Origin of the sequence: Streptomyces zhihengii, assembly GCF_016919245.1 — a bacterium.
GTDB lineage: Bacteria > Actinomycetota > Actinomycetes > Streptomycetales > Streptomycetaceae > Streptomyces > Streptomyces zhihengii.
Genome location: NZ_JAFEJA010000002.1, coordinates 2376384 through 2392660 on the forward strand (window position 1 = coordinate 2376384; position 16277 = coordinate 2392660).

15 protein-coding genes are annotated in these 16277 nt (G+C 68.9%); 5 read left to right on the forward strand and 10 right to left on the reverse strand.

Annotation, left to right across the window (positions count from 1 at the left end; all coding sequences use genetic code 11):
- Position 1: 1 nt before the first annotated feature.
- The 3 genes from JE024_RS37880 to JE024_RS37890 all read right to left on the reverse strand — a co-directional run bounded on the left by JE024_RS37880 (position 2) and on the right by JE024_RS37890 (position 1451).
- Positions 2-406, reverse strand: a complete 405-nt coding sequence (locus JE024_RS37880; RefSeq protein WP_205378346.1) for an effector-associated constant component EACC1 — start codon at positions 404-406, stop codon at positions 2-4.
- Positions 391-711, reverse strand: coding sequence for a hypothetical protein (locus tag JE024_RS37885; RefSeq protein WP_205378601.1), 321 nt, complete (start codon positions 709-711; stop codon positions 391-393). Before JE024_RS37885 ends, JE024_RS37880 begins: the two co-directional genes overlap by 16 nt.
- 371 nt (positions 712-1082) lie before the next feature.
- The gene (locus JE024_RS37890) at positions 1083-1451 is read right to left on the reverse strand and encodes a hypothetical protein (RefSeq protein ID WP_205378347.1); all 369 of its coding nucleotides are present in this window, start codon (positions 1449-1451) and stop codon (positions 1083-1085) included.
- A gap of 406 nt (positions 1452-1857) precedes the next feature.
- On the opposite strand from JE024_RS37890, the gene JE024_RS37895 reads away from it, so the two are divergent.
- Together JE024_RS37895 and JE024_RS37900 are read left to right on the forward strand one after the other, a co-directional pair.
- On the forward strand, positions 1858-2331 hold the full coding sequence (locus JE024_RS37895; RefSeq protein ID WP_205378348.1) for a hypothetical protein: 474 nt from the start codon (positions 1858-1860) through the stop codon (positions 2329-2331).
- A gap of 252 nt (positions 2332-2583) precedes the next feature.
- The gene (locus JE024_RS37900; protein ID WP_205378349.1) at positions 2584-3117 is read left to right on the forward strand and encodes a hypothetical protein; all 534 of its coding nucleotides are present in this window, start codon (positions 2584-2586) and stop codon (positions 3115-3117) included.
- A 533-nt stretch (positions 3118-3650) separates the two neighbouring features.
- Here JE024_RS37900 and JE024_RS37905 read toward each other — a convergent pair.
- A complete protein-coding gene (locus JE024_RS37905; RefSeq protein ID WP_372449915.1) occupies positions 3651-4286 on the reverse strand; it encodes a DUF7003 family protein in 636 nt (211 codons plus the stop codon).
- A 447-nt stretch (positions 4287-4733) separates the two neighbouring features.
- Positions 4734-5141, reverse strand: coding sequence for a peptidase inhibitor family I36 protein (locus JE024_RS37910; protein ID WP_205378351.1), 408 nt, complete (start codon positions 5139-5141; stop codon positions 4734-4736).
- 342 nt (positions 5142-5483) lie between these two features.
- Between JE024_RS37910 and JE024_RS37915 the strand changes: the two genes are divergently transcribed.
- Positions 5484-9521, forward strand: a complete 4038-nt coding sequence (locus JE024_RS37915; RefSeq protein ID WP_205378352.1) for a GDSL-type esterase/lipase family protein — start codon at positions 5484-5486, stop codon at positions 9519-9521.
- A 191-nt stretch (positions 9522-9712) separates the two neighbouring features.
- On the opposite strand, the gene JE024_RS37920 is transcribed toward JE024_RS37915, so the two are convergent.
- Together JE024_RS37920 and JE024_RS37925 are read right to left on the reverse strand one after the other, a co-directional pair.
- The gene (locus JE024_RS37920; protein WP_205378353.1) at positions 9713-10039 is read right to left on the reverse strand and encodes a hypothetical protein; all 327 of its coding nucleotides are present in this window, start codon (positions 10037-10039) and stop codon (positions 9713-9715) included.
- 997 nt (positions 10040-11036) lie between these two features.
- Entirely contained in the window at positions 11037-11501 is a 465-nt protein-coding gene (locus JE024_RS37925) for a hypothetical protein (protein WP_205378354.1), read from the reverse strand.
- Positions 11502-11830: 329 nt separating this feature from the next.
- Between JE024_RS37925 and JE024_RS37930 the strand changes: the two genes are divergently transcribed.
- Positions 11831-12376, forward strand: coding sequence for a ferredoxin (locus JE024_RS37930; RefSeq protein WP_205378355.1), 546 nt, complete (start codon positions 11831-11833; stop codon positions 12374-12376).
- Here the strand turns inward: JE024_RS37930 and JE024_RS37935 are convergent.
- Positions 12373-12657, reverse strand: coding sequence for a DUF7003 family protein (locus JE024_RS37935; protein ID WP_372449905.1), 285 nt, complete (start codon positions 12655-12657; stop codon positions 12373-12375). The genes JE024_RS37930 and JE024_RS37935 overlap by 4 nt on opposite strands.
- A 342-nt stretch (positions 12658-12999) precedes the next feature.
- Between JE024_RS37935 and JE024_RS41595 the strand changes: the two genes are divergently transcribed.
- Positions 13000-13242, forward strand: coding sequence for a hypothetical protein (locus JE024_RS41595; RefSeq protein ID WP_244883546.1), 243 nt, complete (start codon positions 13000-13002; stop codon positions 13240-13242).
- Positions 13243-13731: 489 nt separating this feature from the next.
- On the opposite strand, the gene JE024_RS37945 is transcribed toward JE024_RS41595, so the two are convergent.
- Together JE024_RS37945 and JE024_RS37950 are read right to left on the reverse strand one after the other, a co-directional pair.
- Positions 13732-14412 (reverse strand): adenylate kinase, encoded by a 681-nt coding sequence (locus JE024_RS37945; RefSeq protein WP_205378357.1) that lies wholly within the window; start codon positions 14410-14412, stop codon positions 13732-13734.
- Between the two features lie 207 nt (positions 14413-14619).
- The gene (locus JE024_RS37950; RefSeq protein WP_205378358.1) at positions 14620-15984 is read right to left on the reverse strand and encodes a tetratricopeptide repeat protein; all 1365 of its coding nucleotides are present in this window, start codon (positions 15982-15984) and stop codon (positions 14620-14622) included.
- Between the last annotated feature and the right edge of the window lie 293 nt (positions 15985-16277).

Genomic DNA, 16277 nt, shown 5'->3' on the forward strand with positions numbered 1-16277 from the left:
TCTACTCCGCGCCCTCGTCATCCGGACTGCGCTCGGAGTCGTCCTCGTCCCCAGCGTTGAGGATCCGGTCGAGCAGGTCGGGCGAGGGGTCCCGGACTGTGACGATGACGCCGTCACGTTCGAGCCGCACCTCAGTCGGTCGGGGACGTGTGCCGCGCCATGTGGCCGCAGCGACCAACAGGCTGCTCAGAGCGATCGTGTTGCTGAGCACGACGTTGACGATCTCCAGTGCGTCCCCCATGTGCCCGGGGCGCGTTTGGGAGGGCACGACGGTGATCTCGGCAAGGCCTCGCAGCTCAGGATCTGCCACCAGCCAACGGTAAAGTGAGCTAGCGCAGTCAGCGCAGTCGCTGCTCCCGGCGTCCTTCTCGCTCCCGCCGTGCGCGAACGTCAACCGGAACTCCATCCGCCCTCCCCGTTTCCGTGGCTGGTCCGGACCACCACGAGGCCACAACAAGGCCACCCACCATAGGCATTCTCGCCCATGGCCCCCACGACCGCAGGCTGTCCACGGAAAGCACGTTCCGCGTACGCGGACAGGAACGAGGCGGCGCCGGCCAAGAAGGCCGCGCGGGACTGGTTCACATCCGCCTCGATCAGGTCGGCCACATACCCCTGCAGGCTCAGGCCCCGGCTCTTGGCCCGCTCCTCGGCTGCCGCCTTCACGACCTCGTCCAGGCGGATGTTCGTCTGCTTGCCCGTACCCCTCACTCGAGCTACATGCCGATACCGGCACCTAGCAAATGGAGCGGAGGCCCGGACCGGACCAGGCCGGATACCGAGTGGGATCTTCTCAGGGACGCAGGGCGGGCGCCCCGGCGCAGCGCCGACCGAGGGCGGTCCGCCCGGGGCGGAGGGGAGCCATGCGGGGCGCGATGGAAGCAGCCTGGTCAGGGGCTGTGCTGGGTGGGGTCGCGACGGCGCTGGTGTCTCCGCGGGCCGCGTCGTGAACGTGTTCCGGGACGGCGGCCTGGTCGTCACGCTGGCGAACAAGAACTTTTCGTGCAGCGCTGGCCCACCTCGGCCGCACGACATAGGGCCCGTCGCCGCGGCAGCGGGGCCCTGGCGAACGCGGGAACCGGTCAGAGCGAGGCGCGCCAACTGCCCCGGGCCAGCCGGGTGCGGCCGTTGAGCTCCGACCTCAGCAGAGTCAGCCCAGCCGCGGCCAGCACCTTCTCGCTGAGCGGCCCGTCTTCAGTCGGTGAGGTGACGAGCACCAGGACGGGCACGTCGGGGTGCTCGACCTCGTAGAGATCGTCTGCGCCGTCGTCTCCCGGGATGGTGTTGGGCTGGATCTTCAGGCTGGTCCCGTCGGCCAGTGCGGTGACGAGGTAGTTGCCGAGGTAGTCGCTCTCACGCTCGGTGAAGGTCACGGCGAGCCTGTCGGCGAGCACGGCCGACAACTCTTCAATCGAGCAGGAAGTGGTGCCGTAGACGTCGAACCTGGTCATCTGTCCATTGTCCTCGGGCCGGCCCTCCGGCGTGCCGCCGGGGCCGGCCTACGTCGGTGGCTGCCGTATGCCCCGGCAAGCCGGGCCACGCCGTTCCCCGCGGCGTCTACGCCCCGGGGTCCGTTGCCGATGCTGTCGAGGCGCGCTTGCGCTGCCGGGCTGACACACCCCCCTCGGTGGCAGCTGAGCGGCGGCAGCCGCCCCTCCCGTATGGCGAGTTGTTCGGTCAGACGCTGCGAGCGGGCGAACGCGCCGCTCGGGCGGCGGACGACGAGGGGCGGGCAGCTTGCGCGCTGCTGCCCGGGAACGGCTACCCACTACGCTATTTTGAGCGCGTTCAAATATGGTTTCGTGTTCAGAAGAGGCAGGCGCAGAGCATCTGCCTGGAGGTGCGGGAAGGGGTGGCATGGGCCGACAGTTGTGCCGCAGAATCGCTGTTATCGGGGCGCTGGTGGCCCTGACGGTGTCCTGCGGTTGGGCCGCGGCGATCTATGCCGCAGAGATCTCAGCGGATCAGGTCGAGGGGCGATGGACCAGCGAGGCGGGCACATCCCTGGTCTTCCACGAGAATCACACGTTCACCGCCGAGCACTTCAACGAGTTGCCCGTCGCACATGACTGCGAGGAGCCTTCGGCCTTGTCGTCCGGCCGCTGGGCGTTCTATGCCCCGACGGAAGCCGACCGGTTCCACACTGCTGACGAGACCGCAACCCGCGGCACCGTCCTGTCGCTGATCTTCTCCACCGGAGACTGCGAAGTGGGCGCCTACCTCTTCGGTGACGAAGACGATCCTGGGATGTGTCCGACCGCGGACGCGGATGTCGGGTGCCCCAGTGACGGCTACCTTCACCGAAACCAGACTGCCGCTTCCCGCTCTTGAAGCGGCCGGAACTCCACTGCTCATGCGTCCCTGGCCCACATGTTTGCCGGCCACGGCACGCAGGACTAACTGCCCCTCATGCTGCTGGTCACCGTGATACAGAGTGCGTTCTGCCTGCTTCCCCAGGCCCTGGTCGACCATCTGGCGCCGCTGAAGCGCCCTGCAGGTCATCAACGGCAGTACTTGACGGTGTTGTGGCGGTCGCGGACGGCTTCCCGCAGGCCTGTCAGACCATGATCGTACGATCACGGCGTGCCTGATGCTTTCACCGTCCTGTGGACCCACGACACGTGCCGAGCGCTGCGCGAGGCGGGGAGGGTGGGGGAGCGACCGCCGGTTGCCTTCAGCGGTGTGCATTCCTCCCTGCCGGCGTGGTCGGGCGCTCGTGCGGGGGACGAGGTGTACGCGTTGCACGTCAAGCAACGCGAGGTGTTCGTGGTGAGCCGGATGCGAGTGGTCGACCGTGAGCGTCGCGACTGCTGCGGGGCAGCTCCCGCCACCTGGGAGGACCCGGCCTATCCCGGCCACGAGACCTGGTCGATGCTCGGCGCGGGCGGATGCGGGGCGCAGGCCGTGCACGTGGACGCGACGCCCGTGCGCTTCGATGTACCCGTATCCGGTGAACTGCTCACCAGACTTACCTGGCGAAATCGCCGGGGGCAGACCCGCGGCCTGAAGTACATAGTCGATGGGCGTCTGGAAAAATCGATCAGCCTTCAGGGCTTCTACCGCCTGACTCCCGAGGCCGCCGGCGAACTGGCGGAAGTCGTCCGCTCTGGTCCGTGAGGGGACCGGCGCTCGGCCATCTCCCCGTCACCGTGCCAGGGCAGGCGCACCGCCCGCGCGGCCTCCTTCTGCGGGCCCGCCTGCACGACTGACCGACCCTTGCTGCACATCTGGCCTACAGCCACCTGAACCTGCTTCTGCCCGCGCCCACCGCGCTGCCGAGCGAACCCACCCGGGTCAGTCGGCACGCTACCCCTTGACCCCGAAGCAGCCTCGCAGACAGCACATGGGCGCAGCAGGCCCGGGCACCGGGAAGACTCGAGCACGAGGAGGGCCGTCCGATGACCGAGTCCGGGACTCACCACGCACCGGCCTGCACGTGCCCCCGCCGGCGGTCTGGTCCGGGGGACGACACCCGAACCTGCCGAACATGCGACGCCGCTCGCCGCACCGCACGCCTTCCGCCCCGGGTGCTGCGCGCTGCCGATTTCGACCGCCGCTGCGGGCGGGTGGCGATCCTGGGTGACGGTGACCGGGTGTCGCAAGCCCGCAGGGCCGGGAGCGCGGTTGTGTCGGCGGTGGTCAGGCAGGCGTCACAGAGTCCCGGCGTCCGGCCAATGGGACCAGTGGGTGTTCGCTGCGAGCGTCGGCCGGTATAGGGCCGGGTCTCCGGAGGCCAATACCTCGGCGATCATCTGGAAGGTTTCATGCCCGCTGGGCATGGCGTCCCAGAAGTCGTCCGGTTGGTTCCACTCGTCGAGCCTCAACAGCTCGGGCAGATCGGAGGGAATGCGGGCCCGCAGCTCAGTCTCGTCGGCCAGCAGGAGCTCCCGGCTCGCCGGCGCCAGCTGGCGGAACACGTTCTGCAGAGGGGTGCCGGCGTGAGTGTCGACTGGCAGCGCGGTGCCGCGGACGACCACCGGCGCTCCGCCCGCATAGACCTCGGCGCCGTCGGGATCGATCTCCTCCATGTTGTCCACCCGCGCCAGGAAGTCGCCGAACCCGGGATCGCCGCGCGTCAGGCAATTGCCGAACCACTGCATCACGTCGATGAGGTTGCCGCTGCGCGGGGCGTAACCTAGTAGCTCGACGACCACGGCCCAGCGCGTGTTGTCGCCGAACAAGCGCATCCGCGCATCGACCGGGTAGTAGTAGCCGTTGTCCAGATCGGGAAGCTCGGCCTTGTCCGCGCAGAGATCGAACTGCCCGAGGATCGACGAGGTTGTCATCACGGCTCCAGGCTAGGACCGGGCTCTCGGCTGCTCGCTGGTGGGTATGTGCGGACCAGTGCCAGAGGCAGACGAGTCACCCCGTGCCGGCCGCAACAGCTCCCGCCTGGCCCTGGCCACCGACCTGCCTGCATCCGTCCTCGCCGACTTGACCGCGACCAGCATCAGCAACGCCCCCCGATGGACCGGATAGGCCAACGCGAACTGTGACTGAGCGCGATAGAGGGTCGCTTGAGCACGCTACTGAACTTGGGTCCGGTGCTGTCGGGCTGTTCGCCAGACAGCGTGAAGGCGACCTTGTTAGTCCCCCTTCGGTGAGACATCCGCAGGGGCGGCAGCTTGACCGACGTCGAAAAGAGACGCGCGGGAGCGAGTCCGGTGCCAAGCAGTGACGTGCTTCGAGGCTGGCGGGAAGAACCGGTCGGGTCCCCCGGAACAGAAGCCCGCTCAGGGGCAGTAGAAGTGCACCCCGGTCAGCCTGTCGTTGGCGAATTGGCCGGCCCAGTCACCCGTGGCGCCGTACTGATGGCTCGGGGTGAAGTCCAGGTCCGAGTGGTTGTACGGGTCGTCGACGAACTTCACCTGGCAGGTGGAGTTGTTCAGCCAGGAGGACACCTGATTGTTGGCCGGGTCCCCGTTCAGGAAGCGGACGCTGTAGAGGGTGATCATGCCGGGGGTCGGGGTGATGATCGCCTTGGAGCCCGTGCCCCCGCCGTGCTGGTAGAGGCACAGGGCCCAGCTCGGGCAGTCGGCATACGGCGGGTTGGCCGCGGAGGCCGGGGCCGCGGCGGACAGCAGCGCCGCACCGGCGACCACGCCCGTCGCGAGAGCTGCCTTGAGTGATCTCGTTCCCATGACCTACCACCTTCTGAACCGCCGGTGCGGCTCGGTCAGGACCGCACGGAGCGACGCTCCGCGATCTTCACGGCAAAGCCCCATCGTGTGTGTCAGGTGTAGGTTTGGGATAGTCAACAACGAGCCATACATGGGGTGTTGAGCCCGCGCGTCAGATCGGATTTGTAGTCTCTCGCTGTTGCCCGCCGCCTCCCACGGGCAGAAGGCCGCATCCCGCGGCTGAGGAGACGCCGCGTCAGCGGCCCCAAAAGAGAGACCACCGTGTCCCTGCATTTCCTTCACATTCCGGGCCGCGCCACCCGGCACAGACCCGGCCCCGGACCCCGGCGCACACTCGTGCAGGTGCTTTGCACCGCGTTGCTCGCCTCCCTCGTCACCCTGGTCGCACCCACGCCGGCGCAGGCCGCCGAGGACGTCACCGAGTCGTCCATCACGTTCAACACCCAGGGCGGCACCCGCTGGGACCTCGTCAGGTCGTCCCTGCTCAAGACCGCCGACGTGATCGCCCTCCAGGAGACCGTGAAGCCGCCGAGCGACTTCACGGGTGAGCAGGTGCTCCTCGACAACAGCACCGACACCACGCAGACCCCGACCGGGCTGCCCAGTCTCAAATACCGTGTGAGTGCCGCTCGTTGGGGCAAGCCCGGCACGCGTGCGGCCCCCGGCGTCCTGATCTACCTGAAGATCCTGGACAAGACGGCCTGGGGTCAGACCACCGGCACGGACGACCCCGACGCCGGCACCGAGGGCAACACCCAGAAGTCCATGGCCATCTGGCTGAAGGACGCCCCCGAGGACCTCGGCACCCTCGCCCCGCGCATCCGAGTGCTGCCCGCCGCCGACCCGGCCAACAAGTGGATCAGGACCCGCCCCGCTTTCGGCGTACAACTGGGCGACACCTGGTACTTCAACATCCACGCCGCGTCGATCCGCTCCGGGGAGACCCCCAATCCGCACGCCGTCGCCCTGATCGACACCATCTCCCAGACCATGGCCGGGCAGAGCTGGCGTGCCCTGGGCGACTTCAACTCCTCCGCCGCTCCCACCCGCGGCCGGTTCCCGAACACCTTCTACGCCACCAGCAACGGCCGTCCCGACGGCCCTCCCGCGACCACCCAGCTCTCCGGCTACGCACTGGACTACATGATCGCCAGTGACCAGCTGGAGAACCTCTCGGTGTCCCTCAACGGCCGCAACGGTACCTCCGACCACTGGCCGGTGCGGTTCGCCCCCGCGGGCGGGCCCACGTGCGGCGACAGCTGGGGCAGCATCACCGTCTACAACCCGGCATCTCGTGCCGCCCGCGCCGCGGACGACGGCTCCTGCGGCCTGCCTCCCGCCGTGGTCTCCATGGGCGACAGCTACATCTCCGGCGAGGGCGGACGCTGGGCGGGCAACGCGGCCGCCTCGGCGACCGGTTCGGCCTGGGGCACCGACCGGGCGGCGGTGAACTGCAACGCCGACGAGAGCACGTGTGACCACGACGTGTCGCGGATCTACGGCGACACCGGGTACGACCGGGGCGCCGACGCCTGCGACAGGTCCGACTCCGCCGAGATCCGGGGCCTCGCACTGGAGGGCGTGCCGCTGGAGCGGCGCTTCAACATCGCCTGCTCGGGAGCCACCACCGACAACGTGACCACGACCGGGTTCAAGGGGCAGCGGCCCCAGGTCGAGGACCTCCGCGACATCGCGCAGAACAACGACGTGCGCATGGTGGTGCTCTCCGTCGGCGGCAACGACCTGAAGTTCTCCGAGATCCTCCAGGACTGCGTCAAGGCGTACTTCTACCCGTCGGTGTTCAACAAGGGCTGCCGGGGGGCCAAGGAGGGGGAGTTCGCCGAGAGCCTCGGCCCCGTGCGGGCCAAGGTCGTGGGGGCGGTCGAGACGATCCGGACGGTGCTGCGCGAGGCGGGGCAGGAGGACGGCACGTACCAGATCGTCCTCCAGTCCTACGCCAACCCGCTGCCGAGGGGCCACAACTACCGCGACGCGGAGAACGCTCCCGTGCCGCCCGCCAATTACGGCCGCTACATCAACGGCGGCTGCCCCTTCCTCGACGCCGACAGCGACTGGGCGCACACCTCCGTGGTGCCCCGGATCAGTGACATGCTGCGGGGCGCGGCCAACGAGGCGGGTGTCTCCTTCCTGGACCTGCAGAGCGCGTTCGCCGGGCACGAGCTGTGCAGCACGACGACGAGGCAGGCGGATTCGAGCCACCGGCTGACGGCTCCGCTGAGCGCCCACCACGCGGAATGGGTGCGCTGGGTCCCGTACCTGTTCGAGGGGTCGAAGGACCTGCCGTGGCAGGCCCAAGGCCATCAGCAGGAGGCGATCCACCCGAACCGCTACGGCCAGCAGGCGCTCGCCGCCTGCCTGACGAAGATCGCCGCCCAGCTCGGTGACCACCCGGTGGCCTCCTCCTGCGTGGGCACCCCGAACTCCCTGCCCGGCGCCGTGGACGGCTCGGTCAACCCGGACCAGGACCTCGGGCGCGGCAATCGCCGCGGCCCCGTGGCCGGGCTGCCCGACTGGAGCCGGGCCGGGTACCGCGGCGGTGAACTGCTGCCGTCCGCCGCCGCCCGCACCCCCGACTCCGCCTGCCACTTCGGCCCCTCCGCACTGGAGTCGCAGTTCCAGGTGAAGGCCGATGACGGGCAGGACGACACGGCGGGCCTCCAGAAGGCCATCGACCGGATCCGTGATCACTGCACTCCGCATGCGAGTGCCGGCCGGCTGTCGGTGATCGAGCTGCCCAAGGGTGTGCTCAACGTGAGCAAGCAGCTCTCCGTGGACGCTTCCTACCTGCTCGTACGGGGGCAGGGAGCGGACCCGGAGAACGGCTCACGGATCGTCTTCCGCCCCGACGAGAACACGCGGTACGACGTCCTCACCGCCAGGGGCGAGCGCTGGGACCAGGCCGGCATGCAGCACAAGTGCCAGTTCACCACCGGCAACAACGTCGGCACCGGCGGCTGGATCTGGCCGGGCCGCGGCCTGTTCCGGGTCCAGACCAGGGAGGCCGCCGAGAAGTACGCCAGCATCTGCGGCTTTCCTTCCAAGATCCCGGAGAACCGGCGGGACCTCTTCGAGGGGTCGATCAACCAGCACTGGGAGTCGGGGGTCGCCGTCGGCGGTTCCCCCGGCGACGCCAACTACGCCGCGCGCCAGGGCGACCGGGTCGTCCAGCTGAACGCCAACGCGAAGATGGACGCCTTCAAGCCGGGCGGTGACCTGTGGGTGGGCGCCGCCAACAGCCTGAAGTTCTACCAGTCGCAGGAGATCGCGGACGCTGAGAACGACGGCCGGCTGGAGAACCTGCACATGCGCCAGCAGGTGTTCACCATCACCGCCGTGGACACCGCGAAGCGCACCGTCACCCTCGACAAGCCGCTGGAGTACGACCTCCCGGTGGACTCCACCTCCGACGGCTCGCCACCCCTGGGGGTGAGCGGCAAGGCGTACGCCAGCAAGGTCACCGCGCTGAAGATGATCACCGATGTGGGCTTCGAGGACTTCTCCTTCACCGAGGACCTGAACGGCCTGCCGAAGCTCGGCGGCGGCACCTACCAGCTCGACCCCGCCCAGGCAGTCCACAACTACGGCAACCTGGCCCCCGAGTACGCCATGCACGGCATCGTCTTTAAGTGGGCCCGCGACTCCTGGGTGCGCGGCGTGCACGCCGACATGGTCGGCTCGCACCCCGTCGTCACCGAAGTCGCCCGGAACATCCAGATCGAGCGCAACGTCTTCGACGGCTCCTGGAACAAGGGCAAGGGCGGCAACGGCTACCTGCGGGGATCACGGGTCTGGGACTCGCTGTACGCCTCCAACACCAGCCGGAACCTGCGCCACTTCACCTTCCAGTGGTCGGCGTCGGGCAACGTCGCGATCGGCAACGACTTCGACTCCGACCTCAATCTGCACGGCGGCTGGGAACGCCGGAACCTGTTCGAGAACAACACCGTCCGCGTGCCGTACAACCACTCCTCGGGCGAGTGCGACACCAACTGCGGCGGCGAGGGCGGCGCCGGCGACGACGGCACCTGGTGGCCGATCTACTGGGCCGCCGGCAGCAAGGGCATCGGCTGGTCGGGTTCCACCGGCCCGCAGAACGTCTTCTTCCACAACACCCTGGCCAAACAACGCACCCCCGGAGGCCCGTACGAGCCCTACCATCCCTACGGCGACACCTCCCGGCTGTACCAGTTCGGCTCCGCCGCAGGTGACGCGAGCACCTTCCAGCACCTGAGAAGCGCGGCCGGCCCGATCCAGGACTGGGCCACGAACGAGGGCGTGGACTACTCCCGCGGAGACGGCGTCAACGCTTCCCGTACGGACTCCAGCCCCTCGCTGTTCCTGCGCGACTACCGCTCCTGACCCGTGGCGCCCCGGGCCTCCGCCCCAACCCTGCATCCGCGCGGTCCGCTGGGGCGGGTCCGGGGCGCCTTGCGGTCACGGTCCCAGACGACCAATGAGTGCGGACCTGGGCATATAGGCCGGGGCCTGCACCCATGGTGCGCTGTCGATGGCTTGCTGGCCTGGGACTCGTCTCACCCAGGCAGGCTCGTTCAAGCTCGCCAGAAGGAGTGAAAGGAACGACAGCCAGCAGTCTTTCCGTTGCACGCTGCCAGTTCGCGACTTCGCGGCGGCTCGGTGGACAGCAGCGACCAGATCCTGCGGCCCTCGTCGCCGGCGTCGGTCCCGCAGCTCGCCGTGCCGTCGACAGCCGCCAGCGAAGCCAGGACGGCCCCGTCGTCCAGGGCCCCGGTGTGGCTGAGGACGACAACCAGGAGCAGCCCGTCCTGACCGGCCAGATGGACGCTGACGCGCTTGCCCGCATTGATGACCGCCGCCTCGACAAGAAGACGCACCGTCTCCTCCAGGACACTGTCCACGGGCCGGCTGCCCCCAGCCACGCACGGCATCGGTCACCCCGCGCACCGCCTTGCCCGCAGCCCAGGAGTCCGCGGCCAGAACCCAGTTGTGCACCCGCCGGTTCTGGACAGCCATCCGCGGGCGCCGCGTCTCCACACGCGCCCGACCCGCCCCCGGGACAGGGAGCACCGTGCTGGCGTACTCGGTCCGCGGATCCGGACGCGGGGGCTCAACCGGCATCTTCCGCGGAGGCGGCGTGCGAGGCGGAGAACTCGGCGGGACCTTCGGGCCCTTGCTCTCCGTCGGCTCGTTCACCGAAGACCTCCTCACACACTGATCTGATGCTGCTACCCATCGTGACATCAGTCCACCGTCCCTGGCTGCCACTTCACTCGACCACACGGCTTTGCACCGATCCCCGTCCACGGACCTGAGTCGGAACCCGGCCTTGTGAACGGAGCCACGCCCGTTCTGGCGCTTGGGAGACGACGGAGTGACTGCGCGCGTTCGCCGGGGGACAGGGACCCGGTCACGCGCCCAGCACTCCAGACCCCACCAGAGAACATCCCGGTATTCCCTCGGGGTATGACGCAGACCCGGTACCCGCACGAGCTGATCGAGACCCAGCAGTATCTGGACCGGGCGTACGCACGTCCCGGGCCCGCCGGGCCGGGTGGCAGCACGGCGCTGCGGCGGCGGGTCATCCACCTGTCGGAGGCGCATCGCCATGACGGAGTTCCACCGCAGCTCCGTGCTGCTGCACGTCAGGTGCCGCCGCGACACCGGCCACGCCGTGTCCTGCCGGCCGCCGCGCTGATCGCTGGCAGGCTGCGCTCCCACCGGCGCTGCCCCGCAGAGGTGGCGCGGATGATGCGCACCCGGGTCCTCGCCCGGTGCGGCGTACCGCTGCTCGTGGGCGTCGGCCTGTCGTGGTCGAGGCCGCGACTGGCCTCGGCCGGGGGCGTGACGCCGGACGGCGACGGGTCACGCCCCCACCACCGTGTGCACGGCGCCCTGCTACTCCGCAGGCCAGAAGCGGACAAGGTAGCGCTCCACGCTGTCTGCGGTGCCCGTCTCGGCAGACTGGCGCTCGGCCTCCGACCGGCCCGCCGAGTGCACCTGCACGTTCCAGCGGCCTGCCCCGTCCGACAGCGGGATGTCCTGATCGGTCCGCCCGAGGCTCATCGACCAGACGGCCACGATGCCACTCGTGGAGACGTACTCGCCCTCTGCGTATTCATCCCACTGTCCGCGACCCTCGTCCGGCGGTCGGCCGTCCCACACCTCGACGGTCACCGCGGCGGTGTGGGTGTGGCCGGCGCTGAAGATGTCGATCCGGCCGGGGAACAGCGTGAGGAACTGCCCGAAGACGGAGTCGTCCGGATAGGGCACCGGCAGGGTGGCATCGTCCGACTCCTGGAGGCAGAAGCTGTGATAGCCCACATCGGCCCCGCATCGCACACGCCGCGTCAGGTTCGCCACACCAACTCCTCGTTGCGGCACACCGCACTCGCTCATCAGCCTGGACGCCACCGTAGCTGCGGGCCGCTGCCCCTCCGCCCGTAGTTCGCCCACACGGCCGAGATTGATGCAGACACACCGAGCGGGCCGTACCAAATGAGCCTGGTGCAGGTGCGGACGACAGGTTCGGTCATGCGGCCTTGAGGGCCGGTGTGATTGTGACGGTCTCGTATTCGACGGGAGTGAGGCGGCGGCTTGGGGGCGGGGGTGATGGGTCCGCTCGATCCAGGTCACGATCGCGATCCGCAGGCTGCGACTCTCAGCTCTTCGGGCAGAAGTACTCTGCCCTCATGACGCTCTACTTCGACGCGGCGGCGGTGCTGTTCCAGGTGCACCCGAGCTGTAACGGTCGCTGGGAGGACCGCCTGTGGCTCAACGTCCCGGGGCCGGTGTACGGCGCCGAGACCGATAACTGCGCGACAGGTCGACTCGAAGCCCCGCATCACATCCACTACGGCGGTCAGTACTTCACTGAGTACGTATACCGCCAGCCGGGCACACCCGACGAGGCGAGGGAGGTCCTCAGTGCCATCGAGGCGGACCCCATGGACGGCTATGCCTGGGACGGAGACCAGCGGTGGACACCGGAGTTGGTCCGGGAGTGGTGGCGCGACCGCAAGCGGATCCTGGAGTACCTGAGAGACCAGGTGCACGAGTGGGAGCGGTACGACCGGTGGATCCCGAACCAGCGAGCAGTGGAGGGCGCCCTGGACTTCGCGGCCTACATCTCTGGTGGCACCCACTCCGGAAGCCTGGAGACGGACCTGCAGATCTACCTCTACTGGCTACAGGAACGCCGCTCTCCCACCCCGGCCAACCGACTGCCCGAGCTCTAGACCGATATACACCGAACTCCTGCCGCATAGACCTCGGCGCCGTCGGGATCGATCTCCGCCATGCTGTCCACCCGCGCCAGGAAGTCGCCAAACCCGGGCTCGCCGCGCATCAGGCAATTGTTGAAACCGTGCATCACGTCGATGAGGTTGCCGCCGCGCGGGGCGTAATCCAGTAGCTCGACGACCACGGCCCACCGCGTGTTGTCGCCGAACAAGCGCATCCGCGCTTCGACCCAGGAACTCGGCCGCCCAGAGGAAGGACCGGTCCCGGACCGAGGCACGGGGAGGAATAGTCACTGGTCAGGCCACAGATCGTCGAGGGGGTTGAGTAGCGTCGATGACCACCATGGAACCCGTGCCCGCCCTCGTCCACCTGGATAGCCCTTTCATCAACTTCCGTGACTTCGACTTCAGCGAGGGCTCCCACGGTACCGCTGGATTGACGCCAAGCGTTTCCAACTGTCGTCCGAGGCGCAAGACGACCGAGACGTTCTGGTCGCCTTGATCGCACATCCTCAGTTTCGGGACACGTACGACGAGCCGGCGTTCAAGACTGGCCACGGCACGGCCAGTGGTGGCTTGACCGCATCACCCCTGACGCCTACGAGGCCGTCGATGGCGAGATGGCAATCGATGTCGTCCACTCCTGGGCCAACCAGCATGGAGACATCCCGAAATCACTCGCATCACGCCTGCGTCAGGAGATCTACACCCCGATCCGCAAGGCAACCAGCAGATACCTGCTGGGACAGCTTCCCGAGAACGCCTTCCACGACTACGGCCCGATCCACATAGATTACCAGGAACGCGTCCTCATCGACCGCCCGGGAGCGACACTCACTCTCTTCGTCGCAGCTGACGACTGACGCCGCCGCCCAGTGCCATCGACGCTACTGAGCTGCGACGCGGAGGCTGACCGCGAGGATGCGGGGGAGTTCGGCGACGGCACCGAGGACGGGGAAGCCTGACGCCGACGATGCTCATCGACGAACCGCTCGGCATCTCCTGCGTCTTCAGCGACGGCGGCCGCGCGCCATCGCCCTAGACGGTTTGCCGCCGCGGCTGGCCCGAGACCTGGGCACCGACTGGTCGACCTGATCCATCCGCACGGCACCGCGGATTCCGCGCACTGAGCTACCCCGGCGCCTGTCTGCCGGCTGTCAGAGCAGGGCTACACGTCAGGTGGGCAGCTTGCGCGCAGCTCGGCCTGCCGCCGGCGGGCATAGCCGTTCAAGTCGTGCTTGATGGCCACGCCGTCTCCAGCCGGGATACGGATGGGCGCGCAGTACTTCGCGTCCCGTAGGTGCTGAACGCCGTCCCAGTTGGGGGTGTTTCGAGTGAACACCTGCTGCCCGTCAGTGGTCATCCCCGCCGGGTCCGCCTGCTCGGTCCTTGCCGAGGGCGAGGAGCGCGCGGTTGAGAACCTCTGTGACCTGGCCGAGGGCCGAGATCATGGTTGCGATCCCTTGCGCCTGGTAGTGGTCGAGGACCGGAGCCGTCTCGCTGCCGTATACCTCCAGTCGCTGTCGGACCGTCGCCTCGCTGTCGTCAGGGCGCTGGTAAAGCTCCCCGCCGCAGATGTCGCAGAGTCCCGGCACGTCGGGCGGGCTGAACTCGGTGTGGAAGATGTGTGCGGGCTCGTTTCGGCACAACCGCCGTCCGGCGATCCGTCTGACCACCTCGGCCTCTGCGATCTCCAGGCCGAGCACAGCATCCAGCCTCGACTGCGATGCGGCCAGCATGCCGTCCAGCGCCTTCGCCTGGGCAAGGCTGCGGGGGAAGCCGTCCAGCAGGAATCCGCCCCGGGTGTCGGCACGGGTGAGGCGCTCCTGGATCACGCGGATGGTGACCTCGTCCGACACCAGAAGCCCGGCCCGTAAGCGCGCCCGGTCGTGCTGCCCGAGCAGGGTGCCATGGTCGAGGTGCTCACGGAAGAGATCACCGGTGGAGACGTGCCGGATCGACAGATGCGCGGCGAGAAGCACGGCCTGCGTGCCCTTGCCAGCTCCGGGCGGTCCGAGGAGGAGGATGCGCATCGATGCGGTGTCCCTTCGTCATGATGGCCATCGAACTCGTCTCCGGGCGACACGCGATCGCCGCCTACCCGATGACCTTGCCCATCCGGTGATCCATCCCCGTGCGGCGGAACCGTGCCTCGCAAGACGGCAGCGTCGCGGTGCCGCCTCCACGATGACAGCAGCCGCACCTGCTCGGCAGATTCGGTGAGTCCCGTCCTGGCCGGATCACGCTACGGAATTTCGGAACGGTGGCCGCTCGTTCCAGCCCACTGGCTCGGACTGTGGCGGGCACGGCGCGCCCTGCTGCAGGACGGCCACGGCCTCGTCAATGCGGCCGAGATCCATGAGGTACCCGGCGAGGTCGTGCCTGTTCTCGCGGGCGTGGGGCCGCAGGACCGCGACAGCCTCTTCGGTACGTCCGGCACCGGCGAGCAGTTCGGCGATGTGCGGCGCCGCATAGGGGGTGCCGCCCTCGGGGTGGGCGCGGACCTGCTCGTACGCCTCGTCGACACGGCCACAGGCCGCCATCAGCGGAAGCCGCATCCAGAGCAGCTCCCACTCCACCTCTCCGGGGTGTCCTGTGCGCGCGTCGAGGTAGGCGAGGCCGTCCTCGGGACGTCCCTGGTCGGCGTACAGGGTGCAGAGCTGGTGGAGGATCCAGTCCTCGGCACCGCCAGGGGCATCGGCCAGGGCCCGCATCACGTCGATCGCTTCGTCGTTGCGGCTGTGGCGCGCCAGAAGGTCCGCCAGGGGCCCCGCCGTCTGGTAGCGGCGAAGGGAGTCGTCGCCGGCTTGCCGGTACGCGGCGATCGCGCCCTCGATGTCGCCGCGCTCCTCCAGCACTTCGGCCAGGCGCCGCGTGGCGATCCCCAGGGGCTCGGTCGCGGCGTAGGCGCGCAGTTCGTCGATCCGGTTGTGCCGGGCGAGCAGGTCGGCCAGTTGGTCACGGTTGTTGAGGGAAGCCTTGTCCCGGGTGTGGAGCAGGGCGATGGCGTCGTCGATGCGCCCGTGGCGTTCGTGGAGGGTGGCGAGCAGTCCGATCGCGGTGTCGGGGTCCAGGCCGCGGCAGCACCACGGGCTGTCGCACCGGTGGCCGTCCGGGACCCGGGCCGCGAGAAGGGCCGCGACGTCGTCGTCGCGCCCGGCATCGGCGGCGACATCGACCAAGGCCGTGGCGAGAGAGCGGTCGTCGATGTGAGGTTGGAGCAGCGTGAACGCTTCCCCGCTGCGGCCGTGCCGGGCGAGCAGCCGGGCGTAGGACTCCAGCGCCAGCGGATGCCCGGCCTCCATGCGCATGCGGGTCAGCGTGATCGCCTCATCGGCCCGCCCCCAGCCCTCCAGCAGCCCAGCCGCGGCCACAACAGCCGTCCACCAGCCCGTCGCGACATACGGGGCGAGCACGTCCAGCGCCTGCGCCTGCCGGCCCCTCTCACCGAGCAGCCGCGCCCACTCACGCGCACAGAACCACTCCCCGTGACACGCCCAGAACCCCGCTCTCTCAGGAACGAGTTCGAGGAGCCGCACGGCCAGATGCGGCGGTATACAGCCCGACTGGGTCCGGGCCCGGTAGTCAAGATCGGCAGAGTCCACAGCGCAGACCGTAGCCCCATCCGCTGACACCGTCCGCGACACGGTGACCCGGCCGAACGGCGCACCACGCTCACGGACGCCCGCGCCACCGCGCGAGCCAGGGCCGGCCCCGGCTGCCCGGAGGGCGTACACCGTCCACTCCTTTGCTCCCGACCTTCACACCCAGCGTCGGTTCGCCCTCCAGCGCGAGGCGCTGCCATCAGGCAGTCGGGAGACGGGAGACGGGAAGTGGAAGGGCACGCGAGGGTGAGCGGCCTGGCGACAGCGGCCGTTTGTCCGGGGGGTGCGGTGTT